The organism is Falsiphaeobacter marinintestinus (genome assembly GCF_007923355.1).
Taxonomy (GTDB): Bacteria; Pseudomonadota; Alphaproteobacteria; order Rhodobacterales; family Rhodobacteraceae; genus Phaeobacter_A; species Phaeobacter_A marinintestinus.
Window position 1 is genome coordinate 220,508 of sequence record NZ_VOGO01000006.1, and the last position, 13,959, is coordinate 234,466.

Sequence of the window (13,959 nt, forward strand, 5' to 3'; positions counted from 1 at the left end):
GAATTTCGGCGAGGCCACAGTGCGACGATAAAGGAATGAAAAGGGGAGTTTGGTGGAGCCTAGGGGGATCGAACCCCTGACCTCTTGCATGCCATGCAAGCGCTCTCCCAGCTGAGCTAAGGCCCCGTCCGCCGTTTGCGGTACCCGCGTCGTTTAAGTAACGGCGCGGGTGAGTGCAAGCCAAAAAACGCAAAAAAAGTCGTTGCGATTTGGGTGGAAACTGTTTGGTCCGGGCAACCTTGGATTGCCCGGCCCGATGGGATCAGGAATCGTCGTCGTCTGCAGGAACGTCGGCGATTTCTTCCAGCGGAACGCTGTCTTCGTCGTCGTCATCGTCCAGAACGTCATCGCCCAGATCAACGTCCAGCGAATCGTCATCGTCCTCGAGAACGGTCTCTTCCTCGGCCTCGGCCTGTTTCGCCTTGGCCGATGCCGCATCTTCTGCATCTGCGGCGATCATGCGGCTTTTACCGACGTCTAGTTCCACCACCTCGTTGGTGTAGGGGCTGACGATCGGGTTCTTGTTCAGGTCATAAAAGCGTTTGCCGGTCGTTGGGCAAAGGCGTTTTGTACCCCATTCTTCTTTGGGCATGTGAAATCCCCTTGATATCTGGTGAGTCTTATCGACGATTCCGGTCACCTGACATATGCAGTAAGGACTGTCAAAGCCTTTGCGCATATAGGACCGCTCACTTGGGTAACCACATTCTTCCTGGCACACCTCCTGTGTCCCTGACTTTGCGCCGGTCCGGGCGTGCAAGACGGATCAGCCTGCGGATTTCTCAACTGGACGGACGGGTTACGCTGACCCTGCCCAATAAGGTGCCCGAACAGGAAGCGCTGGATTTTGCCCGGACCAAGGAAAGCTGGATTCGCAGCCATCTTGAGGCGCAGCCCGACACGCTTGTGCCGACAATCGGGGCGGATATTCCCGTCGAAGGGCAGGTGCGGCGAATCGTCGAGGCGGATGGGCGGCGTGTGGTCCTGTCACCGGAGAAAGTTGCGGTGCCGGGATCGTCCGCGCCCGCGCGGTTACAATCCTGGCTGCGCGAGCTTGCGCGGGATCGGTTGGCCTCAGCTTGCGATGGGTATGCCGAGCGATTGGGGCGTCCGTATCAACGCATCACGCTTCGCGATACCCGGTCACGCTGGGGATCGTGTTCGTCCGAGGGCGCATTGATGTTTTCCTGGCGTCTGGTGCTGGCCCCGCCCGAGGTGCTGGCTTACGTCGCCGCGCATGAGGTCGCGCATCTGGCCGAAATGAACCACTCGCCAGCGTTCTGGGGTCAGGTTGAGCGTATTCATGGACCGTATGATTCTCAACGGCGCTGGCTGCGCGACAACGGAGCCATGCTGCACCGGTTCAAGTTCAGCTGATAATGGGCGCGACAGTTGCAGCAATTGACCTGATCGCAATTTGTGATCACATACGCAAATGATGCAATCTCGTACAACTGAAGCGGTTCCAGCCGCCCATGACCGGGTCTATCGGACCCTGAGAACCCGCATAATGCACGGCGAAGTGGCCCCCGGGCAGGCCTTGACCCTGCGCGGGATCGGCAAAGAGTTTGGTGTTTCCATGACCCCCGCGCGTGAGGCCGTGAGGCGATTGGTGGCCGAGGGCGCATTGTTCCTGTCATCATCAGGTCGGGTCTCGACCCCCGAATTGACACATGACCGGATCGAAGAACTCGCCGCTTTGCGCGCACTGCTTGAGGTCGAACTGGCCAGCCGGGCCTTGCCGCGGGCGCATATGGCGCTGATCGAGCGGCTTCAGACTATCAACGGTACGGTGGCCGAAGCGGTCGTGAAACGCGACGCGGTTGGGTATATCCGCTCGAACCTTGAATTTCACCGCACGCTTTACTTGCGCGCACAGGCGCCGGCCATTCTGGCGATTGCCGAAACCGTCTGGTTGCAGCTGGGGCCAACGATGCGGGCTTTGTACGGCAAGTTACGGCGGACCGAGCCGCCGCATTATCACAAGCTGATCATTGCGGCATTGAAAGCGGGGGACGAGCCGGGGTTGCGTCTGGCGGTGCGTTCGGACGTGACGCAGGGGCTGAAGCTGCTGATCCGCTAATCGAGTGACCTGATCCATGCCCGGATCAGATCCACGCCGTCCGTATCGATGACCGAGCGCCCGATTTCCGGCATCATCACGCCCGGGTCCTCGGATATCATCCGATACAGCAGGATTGACCCGTCAGGATCACCAGGCGCGATGTCGACATGTAACCCGCCCGATCCACGGCCTGCGGCAACCGGCGGTTTATCTATGCCCAGATGAACCGCGCGATCTTCTTCCCAATTCAGATACAAACCGGACGTATCTGCAGGCAGACCCGGCGCGTGGCAGTGCCCGCAATTTGCATCCAGATAAGCCCGGGCGCGCGTGTCCAACGCAAGCGAGGCATCCCGATAATCCGGTGTAACCGGTGCATCGGGTTCTGTGCGATCCAGAACGCCATGCTGAACCAGCCGCGCAAGTTGATCACCCATGTTCAGGTTGCGAACTTTTGGGCCGATCGGGCGGAAGTCTTTTGCGCCGTCGACATGGCATGCTTTGCACTGATTAAAGTTCGGGACTCGGTAATTGATCGTACCAAACTGGGTCGCAATCACCAGATCCTTGCCCGCGATCTTTAGCTTTGCCTCGGTGCCCTCGTCATTCCAGACGTAAGGATAGGCGGTCCAGCCGTCTTCCTGGTGTAACAGAACCCGGGTTTCGACCTTTTGCGCGCCATAGTGGAACGTCTTGATTAAAGCCGACCCCACCGGAAAATCCAGCACGCTATCGGTCTGATAGTGGGCCGGGCCGGGGGCATAGATCCAGCGGGATTTGTCTGCGTGATCTGTGAAAAGCGGAGATGTAATGTCGTATGGTGCCAGCGCCGCGGTGGCTGACATCGTCGCCATATCCTCAAAAAAACCAAATTCAGACAACAGGCGCGGCGGCTTGGGGGCAAGGATCGCTGCGTCATTCACATCGGCTGACGCCCCTGTTGCCAAAAGGGCCAGACAAGCAGCCAGAAGGGTTTGGAACCTCATGCGACAATTTCCTACAGTTCGGTTTTTGAGACGTCCTTGCCACGGATCACCACGCGGGCGGGGGGCAACGGCTGCAGGTCGCCTTTGTGCTCGGTCGGATCGTTGGTCACGCCATGCAGCCAAGTCAGTCCGAAATATCCCATAAAATCGGCATTGGCATAAGGTTCTTGTCCGCCGTGATCGTTACTGTGGATCGAATGGCGTTCGTCTCGTTTCATCCCGAAGGTCAGATACTGCGTCAGGGTCATGACCCCGTCATAGACGATGTTTGGAACCGGGACGCCGACAATCTCGCGAATGACATTGCCAAATTCACTGTCATCCGGGTTGGTTCCGCTTGGGCCGAACGTATTGTCGTGAATGTGTACGCGGCGGGGATGAGTGATATAGTCGTCATCGTCGGTTTCCTCGACGAAAGAGCCGAAGATCACGTTCACCGTGTCATTGTTTTCGAAGCGGTTTCCAAACACTTCGACGTCCGCTGTGGCCATGATCAACATGCCGGTGCCTGCGGGAACAATGGCCACGATGTTGCCTTCTGGGGCAAAATTCCCTGTGTTGTTGTTGATCGACACGTTGTCGAAGACCCGGACATTGTGACCGTTCTTCTGCGGCAGATCGGGTAGGTCGAAAATCAGGATGCCGCCAGTGTTATTTTCCAGATGGTTGTCATGGACGTCGGCGTAATTGCTGTTCTCGATTTCCAACCCGGCAACGTTGAATTCGCCCCGGCTGTTGCGGACGATGATGTTTTCGGACTGGCCGACATAGATACCCGCATCACTGGCAGCGATGGCAACGGCCCCATCGATCAGCACGTTTTTTGACTGCACCGGATACAACCCATAGGCTCCGTTTTCCGGATCAGGCCCGCCGGTCCATTCTGCGCGCACCCGGATCATGGCGATTCCATCGACGCCTTTCGATTTGATGCCATCGCCCTTGGTGTCTTCCACGGCAAAGTCCTTGAGGATCGCGCCATCGCCGGTCACGATCAGACCCTCTGACCCACCGGTCTGGCCCTTGAAGCTCAGGATCGACGTATCCATCCCGGCCCCGCGCAGGGTCACGTCATCTACGGCCAGCGACAGCTGATTTCGTATCTGGTAGGTGCCTGCCGCCAAAACGATCTCATCGCCGGGTTCGGCCAGGATCAGAGCTTCTTGAAGCATTTCTTCGGCATCCGGGCCCGGAGAAATGTCGATGATTGCAGCCTGTGCAGGAAGGGCCATCAGCGCAAAGCCCCACAAGATCATTCGGTTCATGTCAGTCTCCCTGTGGCTTTTGGCCCGTTACACATGAAAGCTTAGGGGCGGGACGTTTTGCGCGGCAAGCCCCGGCTTGGGTGACGTGGGGTCGGTACCAGGCGGTCTGAGCGATGAAACCCGCGAAACATCGCTGCATTGATGCCTGATCGCTTGGAGCGGCACCGGGTTTGAGATACCTTGTACAAAAGACAAGAAACCTGAGGCAGTTCAAAATGTATTTTACCCGTAGAACCGTGTGTTTCGGTATGGCCGCGACACTGTTGACCGCCTGTGGCGGCACCCCGCAAACGTCGGCATCAACGTCGACGCCCATGAAAACCGTGCCCAACGCAGGCTATGACGCCTGGGTGGCGTCATTCAAATCCCGCGCGTTGGCTAAAGGCATAACCCAGTCGACGCTGGATCGCGCATTCCGGGGAGCAGGGTACCTGCCTGAGGTGATCGAACGCGACCGGAACCAGACCGAATTCACCCGCACGCTTGAGGATTACCTTGCCATTGCGGCCTCGGATGACCGGATCACGACGGGTCGTCAGATGTTGCAGCAACACAAATCCCTTCTGAACAATATCGAAGCAACCTATGGCGTTCCCAAAGAGGTTGTCACGGCGATCTGGGGGCTAGAGAGCCGTTATGGCCAGCGACGCGGCGATATACAAGTGATGTCGGCCTTGTCGACGCTGGCTTATGACGGGCGACGTGGCGCGTTTTTCGAAAGCCAGCTGATCGCAGCGCTCAAGATCCTGCAAAACGGCGATACCACGCCGGACAAGATGACCGGCAGCTGGGCCGGGGCTATGGGGCATACCCAGTTCATCCCGACGTCTTATGAGCTGTATGCCGTTGATTTCACAGGCGATGGCCGCCGCGACATCTGGTCAGATAACCCGGCTGATGCGCTGGCCTCGGCCGCGGCCTATCTGAACCGATCCGGCTGGGTCAAAGGCCAGCCCTGGGGCGGCGAGGTCGGCTCGGCCGCAGCCAATTCGGGAACACCCTCGGCGATCCTGCAACCGCAGGCGCCAGGCCCGAAGTTCGCGGTGTTCAAGAACTTCAGCGTGATCAAACGCTATAACAACTCGGACAAATATGCGATTGGCGTCGGCCACCTGTCAGACCGGATCGCCGGGGGCGGACCGCTGAAGACCCAGTTCGGTCCGGACTCAACCGGGCTGACCCTGAACGACCGCAAGGAATTGCAGACCCGATTGACCGACGCCGGGTATGACACCGGCGGGGCGGACGGCGTGATCGGTTCGAAAAGCGAGGCTGCGATCAGTTCGTATCAACGGGCCAATGGGTTGCCGGTGACAGGCGACCCTTCGCTCGAACTGCTCAAGCGGCTCAGGTAAGGCCGAGGTCAAAGGTCAAGCACAACGCCTGCTCAATGCAGGCGTTGTGAATTGCAGCTCTTCACAATGGGAACATAGGTATGTCGCTGACCGTCTTTATTCTGGTCAGAACCTTCAGGCTGCCAACCCGCGCGATCCCATGTCCAGGAACTTGCGGCGGCGGTTGTGTACCAGTTCTTCGCCGCTTTGATTGTCAAACGACTTGAGCATTCGTTCGATGGTTTTGCCGACAGCCTGAATTGTGGTGTCGCGGTCGCGATGTGCGCCGCCCCTTGGTTCCGGGATGACGTCGTCAACCACATTCAGCTTTTTCAGATCCTGCGCGGTCAGGCGCAGCGCTTCGGCGGCTTCGCGCATCTTTTCGGCATCTTTCCACAGGATTGACGCACAGCCTTCGGGGCTGATCACGGAATAGATCGAATGCTCCAGCATGGCGATCCTGTTGGCGGTCGCAAACGCCACGGCTCCGCCCGATCCGCCTTCGCCTATGATCACGCTGATCAGCGGCACCTTGATCTGCAGGCAGGTTTCGGTTGCGCGTGCGATGGCTTCGGACTGGCCGCGTTCTTCTGCGCCCTTGCCGGGATAGGCGCCGGGGGTGTCGACCAACGTGACCACTGGCAGGCCGAACTTGTCGGCCATCTGCATCAAACGGATCGCCTTGCGGTATCCTTCGGGGCGGGCCATGCCAAAGTTTCGTTCGATCCGCGATTTGGTATCGTCGCCCTTTTCGTGCCCGATCACCATCACCGGCGTGTCGTTCAGCCGTGCCAGACCGCCCATTACGGCGTGGTCGTCGGCGAAATTCCGATCCCCGGCAAGTGGTGTGTATTCCGAGAACAATGCGTCGATATAGTCGCGGCAATGCGGGCGCTCAGGATGACGCGCCACCTGGCATTTCCGCCAGGGGGTCAGATCTTTGTACAGATCTTCCAGCATCTTGCTGGCTTTGGCGTCAAGGGTGGTCGCCTCGTCGCTGACGTCCATTTCTTCGTTGGCACGCGCCATGGCGCGCAGCTCTTCGGCTTTGCCTTCGATTTCGGCCAGGGGTTTTTCGAAATCCAGATACTGGGTCATGGGCTCTCTCGCGGCGAATTCTGATGGCTATATGGCCTTCAGGCGGGTCAGATGCAACTCAGCAAGATTTGTTCAGGGCATTCATGCGAGGACAAGATGGCGAAACAGGGCGGGACCCATATGGCCGAAACCTATGAGAAGCGGATGCTGCGGGTACTGGACTATATCCACGTCAACCCCGACGGAGATCTGTCGCTTGACCGGCTGGCAGATGTCGCCGCGATGAGCCGGTTTCACTGGCACCGGGTGTTTCATGCGATGACCGGTGAAACCTGCGCCCAAGCGGTGCGCCGTGTCCGGATGAACCGGGCGGCCTGCTGGCTGGTTCAGACTGACTGGCCCGTCGCTGAAATCGCGGCGCGTGTCGGGTATCCTGCCATTCAAAGTTTCGGCCGGGTGTTTCGCCAGACCTTTGGTCTGACCCCGGCCAAATTCCGGACTCAGGGCACGATCTGTGCCCCGGGCCTGCAAACCCGAGAAAGGCCAACCAGAATGTATGACGTAACCATTGAACAGGAACCGGCCCGCCAATTGGCTGTTGTGCCGCACAAGGGGCCTTATCTCGAAATCGGCAAGGCCTTCGAATCGATCGGTGCCATTGCGACCGCTCGTAATCTGTGGCCCGATATCGAACGGATGGTGGGTGTGTATCTGGATGATCCCGGTACTGTCGCGCCTGAAGATTTGAGGTCTATGGCCGGGTTGGAACTGAAACCGGGCGTCGACGCGCCGCAGGATCTGGACAGCCACCAAATCGCAGGCGGCAAGGTTGCGCGGTTGCGATATGTTGGGCCGTATGCGGGGCTATCCAACGCTTATGATTATCTGTTCTGCAGTTGGCTGCCCGAGTCCGGCGCGGACCCAGACGATGCTCCGTGCTATGAAGTGTACATAAACTCCCCGGCTGTTTCTGCGCCGGAAGAACTGATTACAGACATTTGTCTGCCGCTGAAGTGAGGCTGACGTGACTGAAAAGCTGGATTTCAAGAAGGCGGATAAGGCGTTTTACACCGGAAAACAGGGCCGATGGGATCGGCTGGCTCTGCCCCTGATGCAGTTTGTGATGATTGACGGACAGGGCGATCCGAATGGGCCTGATTACGCCAAGGCTTTGCCCTCACTCTATCCGGTCGCCTATGGGATCAAGGCGATATGCAAGGCGGCAGGGCAGGATTTTACCGTGCCGCCATTGGAAGCCGTGTGGTATGCAAAGGATCCTTCGGCGTTTGTTCGCAATAACCGGGCAGAATGGCGGTGGACGGCGATGATCAGGATGCCGGATCACGTGATGCACGACGTATTTGATGCGGCGTTGACTGCAAGCTTGGCGAAATCGGCCAAAAAGAAGGACGCTGCGACCGACGCCGACACGATGAAACGCGTACGATTTGAAGCGGTAGAAGAGGGAGATTCCCTCCAGACGTTACATATCGGGGCCTATACGGACGAAGCTGCCACACTGGCCGACCTGCATGATCGGCTGATGCCAGAGCTTGGGGTGACGTTTAACGGACCGCATCACGAAATCTATCTGAGCGATCCACGCCGAACTGCGCCGGAAAACCTGAAGACGATACTGCGCCAACCTGTGAAAGGGACCCGGGATGAAAAATGACGTGGCCGCTGCCTTTGCGGCTTTTCCACCGCAGGCACGTGCGGGCCTTCTGGCCCTGCGCGAACAAATCTTTGCCGTGGCCAGTGAAACCCCCGGTGTGGGGCGAGTGTCTGAGGAACTGCGTTGGGGCCAACCGGCCTATTTGACCCCCGAGACCAAGTCGGGCTCGACCGTCCGCCTCGGTGTGCCCAAGACCGGGGGATTCGCGCTGTATGTCCATTGTCGGACCCGGCTGATCCACGACTTTTGCGCGATGGCCGGGCCGACCTGGCAAGTTGAGGGCACCCGTGCCGTTTTGTTCGCAGACAAGGACCAAACCAGTGATCCGGCCATCCGCGACCTGATCCGGAATGCGCTGACGTATCATCGTCACCCGGCACGCAGCACCGGGTAAAGCGACGCCACCAACAGCGTGGCCATTGTCCAGTTGAACATCGTCAGACGTCGCGGGTTGGTTAGCCAGCGTGCCAGTTGTTGTCCCAAAATCGTCCAGGTGCTGACCGACGGCAGATTGATCGCCCCGAAAACGATCGCCACCAGAAGGATCGCTGTCAGGGTTTGACCGGGCGCATAGGCGCTGATCGCGGTCAACGCCATCGCCCAGGCCTTGGGATTGACCCATTGGAACGACGCGGCTTGCAGAAAGCTCATCGGGTGGCCGCCAGCGTCGCGTTTCCGGATTGGGGCTGCATTGGCGATTTTCCACGCCAACCACAGCAGATAGGCCACGCTCGCAACTTTCAGCACGATGTAACTGACGGGAAACGCATCGAACACCTGCACAAGACCAGCGCCAACCATCACGATCATGAACGTAAAGCCGATCCCGATCCCGAGCATATGCGGAATGGTCCGGCGAAAGCCAAAATTTGCGCCCGAGGCCATCAACATCAGGTTGTTGGGACCGGGGGTGATCGACGAGACGAAGGCAAACACGGCCAATGCAAGGAACAGTTCATAAGTCATGGCGGCATAATTCACTGGTTCTCAGCAAATGAAATTGCGTTTTCACTCACCTGTATCCAATATACGCAATAAATGGCCGATTTGGACGATATCAACACGCGCATATTGCGCGAGCTTTCGCAGGATGGACGGATCAGCAATCTGGAGCTTGCTGACAGGGTCGGGCTGTCACCCTCGGCCTGTTTGCGTCGCGTGCAGGATCTGGAACGCAAGGGCATCATCACCGGCTATCGTGCTGTGCTGGATCCGTCGGCCATGGGGGTCGGCTTTGTTGCCTATATTGGCGTCGGGCTGGGCGAACATACCAAGGCCGTGCAGGAAGGGTTCGAACGGGCCGTGGCGAAATCGCCGGAAGTGGTCGAATGCCACAACATCACCGGAACCCTCGAATATTTGCTGCGAGTCGAATGCGCCGATCTGAAATCATACAAGACCCTGCACACTGATGTTCTTGGCACACTTCCGCATGTCACATCGATGATTACCTATGTTGTTATGGGGTCGCCCAAGGATTTGCGCTCATGAGTTCGTGAACCGGGCTTGTCGCATGTCAATTCGATGCCTACCTTCTATCTCGGACGGATGCATTCTTTGCGGCGGCAGGCCGCCAAAAAACGGAGAGGTACGATTGATGAAGACTATCGTTTTGAGCACAATTGCAGCCATGGGCATTCTTGCCGCGGCGGCTGCGTCGGCGGCACCGACACTCAAGCCGGCAAGCAAACAGTCGGGCATCAAGTCCGGGCTGTCTGTTAAATATGCATGGGGCGGAAACCCTCCGTCGAAAATCCAGAGTATGTCTCAGGCAATTTCGATGCTGGGTTCGGCGAAGTCCGGCAAGCCGCTTCGTGGGTTGGATTATCGCGACACCAACGAAGGCGACCCTGTTCTGACGCATAAGGAACACTTTAACGTCGCAGCCGATATTCGTGGTTATATCCGTTTTGATGCGCCGGGTGTGTATGAATTGGAAACCTGGTCGAACGACGGCATTGATGCACAAATCGGCGGTCAGTCCGTTGGACGTGTGGACGGGCGTCAGGGCTGCGAGGCAAACCAGCGTGTGACTGTCGAGGTTCCGCAGGCCGGTTGGTATGATCTGCGGATCAAGTACTTCCAGAAATACGGCACCGCCTGTCTGATGATGAAATGGGGCAAGCAGGGTCAGGGTTTGGCCTGGGTTCCCAACAGCGCCCTCGGACGCTAAGGCCTAGCGCCTGAACAGGTCGCGCAAGGCTTGTTCAGGCGACGACAACACTGGTGTCGGGCTGCGAATCAACGCGGTCGCGCCAGACATCGACGCTTGCGCCAGAACAGTGCATTTGACTTGTTGTTGCTGCAACGCGTCTTCCACGTGATCAGCAATCGCGTGTTCGAACGCGTCGGATCTGCCGCTTTCGAACAACGGCCAGACCTGACCCAGACTCAGCATCGCGACATCAGGTGTATTTGGGGCAAATGCCTGCTTCAGCAGGTCCAGTGACGGCCCTAACGTGCTTTCCAGGCAATACACGAAGAGGATGGGGGCGCCGATTTCGGCGGCGCGGGACATCATGGGCCGGTCCACACGGATAGCACCAACCGTTTCGGCCATGGGGCCGATTGTCGTGCAGGTGCACATCGCAGGATCGGTTGCTTGGCCGATCTCTTCACATATTTCCGCCTGCAGATCGGCACTGATGCCGTTTTGCGCCCGCGCAAGCCAGTCTTCGCGCACGTGGTGGTTCAGCACGGCGTCGGGGGCAATCCGATCCCGGATCCGGTCAAACCGGTCAACATGGCTGTGCGAGGTGTGAAACAGCGTGGCTTGCATCAGGTGCTCTCATTTTCATTCAGACAGGTGCAAAACCTGTAAACAAAGCGGCCCTCGTCTGTCGACGAAGGCCGCGATGAAATGTCAGCGGTATTCTAAGACTCAGCTTCCGGCGATCAGTTCAGACTGGCGCACAATGACTTCGGCCTGCTTGATCGACGCGATATCGACCAGGCGACCTTTGTAAACGGTTGCGCCTTCGCCGTTTGCCTTGGCCGTTTCCATGGCGGCCAGAATCTCGCGGGCTTCGGCAACGGCCGCTTCGGACGGGGTGAAAACCTCGTTGGCCAGTGCGATCTGCTTGGGGTGGATCGCCCACTTGCCGACCATGCCCAGCGTCGCCGAGCGCAATGCCTGCGCGCGAAAGCCTTCATCGTCCGAGAAATCACCGAACGGACCGTCGACCGGCAGAACGCCGTGGGTGCGGCAGGCGGCGACAATGGCGGCCTGTGCCCAGTGCCATGGGTCGGACCAGTGCTTTACGCCGTCGCGCAGCATGTAATAGTTTTCCTGCGTGCCGCCGATGCCAGTGGTCTGCATGCCCATCGACGCGGCAAAATCGGCAGCGCCAAGGCTCATCGCGACCATGCGGGCCGAGGCGGCGGCGATTTCTTCGACATGGGCGATACCGGCAGCGGATTCGATGATCACTTCGAAATCGATCCGTTTGGTGCGGCCCTTGGCGGCCTCGATCGCAGTGACCAGAGCGTCAACGGCATAGATGTCGCCAGCGCAGCCCACTTTCGGGATCATGATCTGGTCCAGACGCTCGCCTGCCTGTTCCAGCAGATCGACCACATCGCGGTACCAGAACGGTGTGTCCAACCCGTTGATCCGGACGCTCAGCGTTTTGGTGCCCCAATCCACGGTGTTGATCGCTTCAATTGCATTGGCGCGCGCCATGTCCTTGTCGCTCGGTGCCACCGAATCTTCGAGGTCGATATTGATCACATCGGCGGCTGAGGCGGCCATCTTGGCAAAGAGCTTGGTGTTCGAGGCCGGGCCAAACAACTGGCAGCGATTGGGGCGGGCCGGGGCGGCAGGTTGAAGACGGAAGCTCATGAGCGATGACCTCTATGGGTAAGGAAATTACGTTTTTCTGGGTTCAGGAGGTATTAAATTGCGCGAACCCACGCAAGCGGAATTATGCAGGTGCAGCATTCTTCTGCCGTGCAATAGGGGCTTATATTGACAGAAGGGCTGACCGCATGGCTTGCTTTGATGATTACTTATTGGACATGAAGAGTTTGGCGGTTTGTTTGGTTTTCTCGATTTCAGTCGGTTTGGGGGCTGGGGCGGCAGCGGCAGCGGCAGCGGCTTGCGGGTCATCCGCGCCAAAAAATGGCTGGAACCTGCACAGCGATGATCAGCGTGTGACTGCCGATTTTCTTGCCAAAACGTTGGAAGGAAAGGAGGTCAAGTACGACGGTGGCACCGAAACGTACCGTACGGATGGAAGCTATGCCTACAAAGCTGGATCAGAGACATGGAAAGCGCCGGGGTACAGGTTCTACAAAGACGGTGTTCGGTGTATCGACTATTCGAAGCCGCGCTATGATCTTTACGTCGTCAACAACGGAAAGCTCGTTTTGGTAAACTGGGGTGGCGGACGGTATGAGGGTCGGCTGACGAAATAGGGACCGTTCGAATCGTGTGCATTTTTCGGGCGGGTCTGGAGTTTCTTCGACAAAAGTTTGATTTGATCGAAGAAGATTGCACGGCAGCGGCGCGTTAGAACGAAAAACGCGAAACACTCGTTCCTGCAATTTCCTAGAGTTCGCGAGAACAAAAGGAGAGCCGCGCGATGATCGAAACCCCGTATCTGTTGTTCCTGGGCGATGCGCCTGACCAACTGGCCGCCAAAGTGGCTCAGGGTATCAAGGACTGGCGCCCCGAGAACGCGGTTGGCCAGTACCGGATGGATGGCTGCAAGGCTGATCTGGGCCTGCAAGACATGGACCTGCTGGCGGCAAAGGCTGCCGGTGCGAAGACGCTGGTGATCGGTGTTGCCAACAGGGGTGGCGTGATCAGCCCCGAGTGGAAAAAGGTTCTGGTGATGGCGCTGGAAGAAGGCTTTGACCTTGCCAGCGGCTTGCACAACCTTTTGCGCGAGGAACCCGATCTGGTGGCCGTGGCAGAAGCAACGGGCCGTGCCCTGCATGACGTTCGCGTCCCGGAAGTGGAGTATCCGATTGCCAACGGCGTCAAGCGCACGGGCAAACGGTGTCTGGCTGTCGGAACCGATTGTTCGATCGGCAAAATGTACACGGCTTTGGCGATGGACGCCGAAATGCGATCGCGTGGTATGAAATCGACCTTCCGCGCCACGGGCCAGACCGGTATTCTGATCACCGGCGATGGTGTTCCGCTGGATGCGGTGATTGCCGATTTCATGGCCGGATCCGTTGAATGGCTGACCCCTGACAATGACGAGGATCATTGGGATATGATCGAAGGGCAGGGATCGCTGTTCCACGTGTCCTTTTCCGGGGTGACGATGGCCTTGGTGCATGGCGGTCAGCCGGATGCGCTGATCCTGTGCCACGAACCGACCCGGACGCATATGCGCGGGCTGCCCGGATACGCGTTGCCGACGCTGGAAGACCTGCGGGATACGGCACTGCCATTGGCACGGGTCGCAAACCCCGCGTGTCAGGTCGTTGGTATTTCGGTCAACACGCAGAATTTGGCTGATGACGACGCACGAGCCTATCTCGCAAAGCTGGAAGCAGACATGGGGCTGCCCGCGACTGACCCGTTCCGGTATGGTGCAGGTAAGCTGGTGGATGCGCTGGCCGCTATCTGATCAGGCGTCGG

Annotated in this window: 17 protein-coding genes and 1 tRNA gene; 10 read left to right on the forward strand and 8 right to left on the reverse strand. The window is 58.3% G+C overall.

All coding sequences use genetic code 11. The features are described from left to right. Window positions 1-50: 50 nt before the first annotated feature. A tRNA-Ala gene (locus tag FOY56_RS14625) sits at window positions 51-126 on the reverse strand. 136 nt (window positions 127-262) lie between these two features. Continuing rightward, window positions 263-592, reverse strand: a complete 330-nt coding sequence (locus FOY56_RS14630; protein ID WP_146346603.1) for a TIGR02300 family protein — start codon at window positions 590-592, stop codon at window positions 263-265. A 101-nt stretch (window positions 593-693) separates the two neighbouring features. Between FOY56_RS14630 and FOY56_RS14635 the strand changes: the two genes are divergently transcribed. Together FOY56_RS14635 and FOY56_RS14640 are read left to right on the forward strand one after the other, a co-directional pair. Further along, window positions 694-1,377 carry a M48 family metallopeptidase gene (locus FOY56_RS14635; RefSeq protein WP_146346604.1) on the forward strand — a complete coding sequence of 228 codons (684 nt, stop codon included), beginning with the start codon at window positions 694-696 and terminating at the stop codon, window positions 1,375-1,377. 58 nt (window positions 1,378-1,435) lie between these two features. After that, entirely contained in the window at window positions 1,436-2,083 is a 648-nt protein-coding gene (locus FOY56_RS14640; protein ID WP_146346605.1) for a GntR family transcriptional regulator, read from the forward strand. Here the strand turns inward: FOY56_RS14640 and FOY56_RS14645 are convergent. Continuing rightward, a complete protein-coding gene (locus FOY56_RS14645) occupies window positions 2,080-3,051 on the reverse strand; it encodes an SO2930 family diheme c-type cytochrome (RefSeq protein ID WP_146346606.1) in 972 nt (323 codons plus the stop codon). The genes FOY56_RS14640 and FOY56_RS14645 overlap by 4 nt on opposite strands. Before the next feature lie 11 nt (window positions 3,052-3,062). Beyond that, window positions 3,063-4,316, reverse strand: coding sequence for a parallel beta-helix domain-containing protein (locus FOY56_RS14650; protein ID WP_146346607.1), 1,254 nt, complete (start codon window positions 4,314-4,316; stop codon window positions 3,063-3,065). Window positions 4,317-4,531: 215 nt separating this feature from the next. On the opposite strand from FOY56_RS14650, the gene FOY56_RS14655 reads away from it, so the two are divergent. Next, window positions 4,532-5,671 carry a lytic murein transglycosylase gene (locus FOY56_RS14655; RefSeq protein ID WP_146346608.1) on the forward strand — a complete coding sequence of 380 codons (1,140 nt, stop codon included), beginning with the start codon at window positions 4,532-4,534 and terminating at the stop codon, window positions 5,669-5,671. 114 nt (window positions 5,672-5,785) lie between these two features. On the opposite strand, the gene FOY56_RS14660 is transcribed toward FOY56_RS14655, so the two are convergent. Further along, window positions 5,786-6,748: an acetyl-CoA carboxylase carboxyltransferase subunit alpha gene (locus tag FOY56_RS14660; protein ID WP_146346609.1), complete on the reverse strand. Its 963-nt coding sequence runs from the start codon at window positions 6,746-6,748 to the stop codon at window positions 5,786-5,788. 96 nt (window positions 6,749-6,844) lie between these two features. Here FOY56_RS14660 and FOY56_RS14665 point away from each other — a divergent pair, with 96 nt between their 5' ends. From FOY56_RS14665 to FOY56_RS14675, 3 genes are read left to right on the forward strand one after another with little or no spacing between them, the layout of a single operon-like run. Beyond that, window positions 6,845-7,705: an AraC family transcriptional regulator gene (locus FOY56_RS14665; RefSeq protein WP_342779805.1), complete on the forward strand. Its 861-nt coding sequence runs from the start codon at window positions 6,845-6,847 to the stop codon at window positions 7,703-7,705. 7 nt (window positions 7,706-7,712) lie between these two features. Next, entirely contained in the window at window positions 7,713-8,363 is a 651-nt protein-coding gene (locus tag FOY56_RS14670) for a GyrI-like domain-containing protein (RefSeq protein WP_246139495.1), read from the forward strand. Further along, the gene (locus tag FOY56_RS14675; protein WP_146346610.1) at window positions 8,353-8,757 is read left to right on the forward strand and encodes a DUF1801 domain-containing protein; all 405 of its coding nucleotides are present in this window, start codon (window positions 8,353-8,355) and stop codon (window positions 8,755-8,757) included. Before FOY56_RS14670 ends, FOY56_RS14675 begins: the two co-directional genes overlap by 11 nt. Here FOY56_RS14675 and FOY56_RS14680 read toward each other — a convergent pair. Beyond that, on the reverse strand, window positions 8,733-9,329 hold the full coding sequence (locus FOY56_RS14680) for a LysE family translocator (RefSeq protein WP_146346611.1): 597 nt from the start codon (window positions 9,327-9,329) through the stop codon (window positions 8,733-8,735). The two genes, FOY56_RS14675 and FOY56_RS14680, sit on opposite strands and share 25 nt — an antisense overlap. Before the next feature lie 72 nt (window positions 9,330-9,401). On the opposite strand from FOY56_RS14680, the gene FOY56_RS14685 reads away from it, so the two are divergent. Both FOY56_RS14685 and FOY56_RS14690 read left to right on the forward strand, forming a co-directional pair. Further along, the gene (locus FOY56_RS14685; RefSeq protein WP_146346612.1) at window positions 9,402-9,854 is read left to right on the forward strand and encodes an Lrp/AsnC family transcriptional regulator; all 453 of its coding nucleotides are present in this window, start codon (window positions 9,402-9,404) and stop codon (window positions 9,852-9,854) included. A 106-nt stretch (window positions 9,855-9,960) separates the two neighbouring features. Next, window positions 9,961-10,536: a PA14 domain-containing protein gene (locus tag FOY56_RS14690; protein WP_146346613.1), complete on the forward strand. Its 576-nt coding sequence runs from the start codon at window positions 9,961-9,963 to the stop codon at window positions 10,534-10,536. Window positions 10,537-10,539: 3 nt separating this feature from the next. Here FOY56_RS14690 and FOY56_RS14695 read toward each other — a convergent pair whose 3' ends face one another. Both FOY56_RS14695 and FOY56_RS14700 read right to left on the reverse strand, forming a co-directional pair. After that, complete coding sequence (locus tag FOY56_RS14695; protein WP_146346614.1) at window positions 10,540-11,142, reverse strand: hypothetical protein; 603 nt, start codon at window positions 11,140-11,142, stop codon at window positions 10,540-10,542. Window positions 11,143-11,244: 102 nt separating this feature from the next. Next, window positions 11,245-12,204: an L-malyl-CoA/beta-methylmalyl-CoA lyase gene (locus tag FOY56_RS14700; protein ID WP_146346615.1), complete on the reverse strand. Its 960-nt coding sequence runs from the start codon at window positions 12,202-12,204 to the stop codon at window positions 11,245-11,247. 14 nt (window positions 12,205-12,218) lie between these two features. Between FOY56_RS14700 and FOY56_RS14705 the strand changes: the two genes are divergently transcribed. Both FOY56_RS14705 and dgcN read left to right on the forward strand, forming a co-directional pair. Beyond that, on the forward strand, window positions 12,219-12,779 hold the full coding sequence (locus FOY56_RS14705; protein WP_146346616.1) for a hypothetical protein: 561 nt from the start codon (window positions 12,219-12,221) through the stop codon (window positions 12,777-12,779). Window positions 12,780-12,946: 167 nt separating this feature from the next. Then, window positions 12,947-13,948 (forward strand): N-acetyltransferase DgcN, encoded by a 1,002-nt coding sequence (gene dgcN, locus FOY56_RS14710; protein ID WP_146346617.1) that lies wholly within the window; start codon window positions 12,947-12,949, stop codon window positions 13,946-13,948. The last annotated feature ends 11 nt before the right edge of the window (window positions 13,949-13,959 follow it).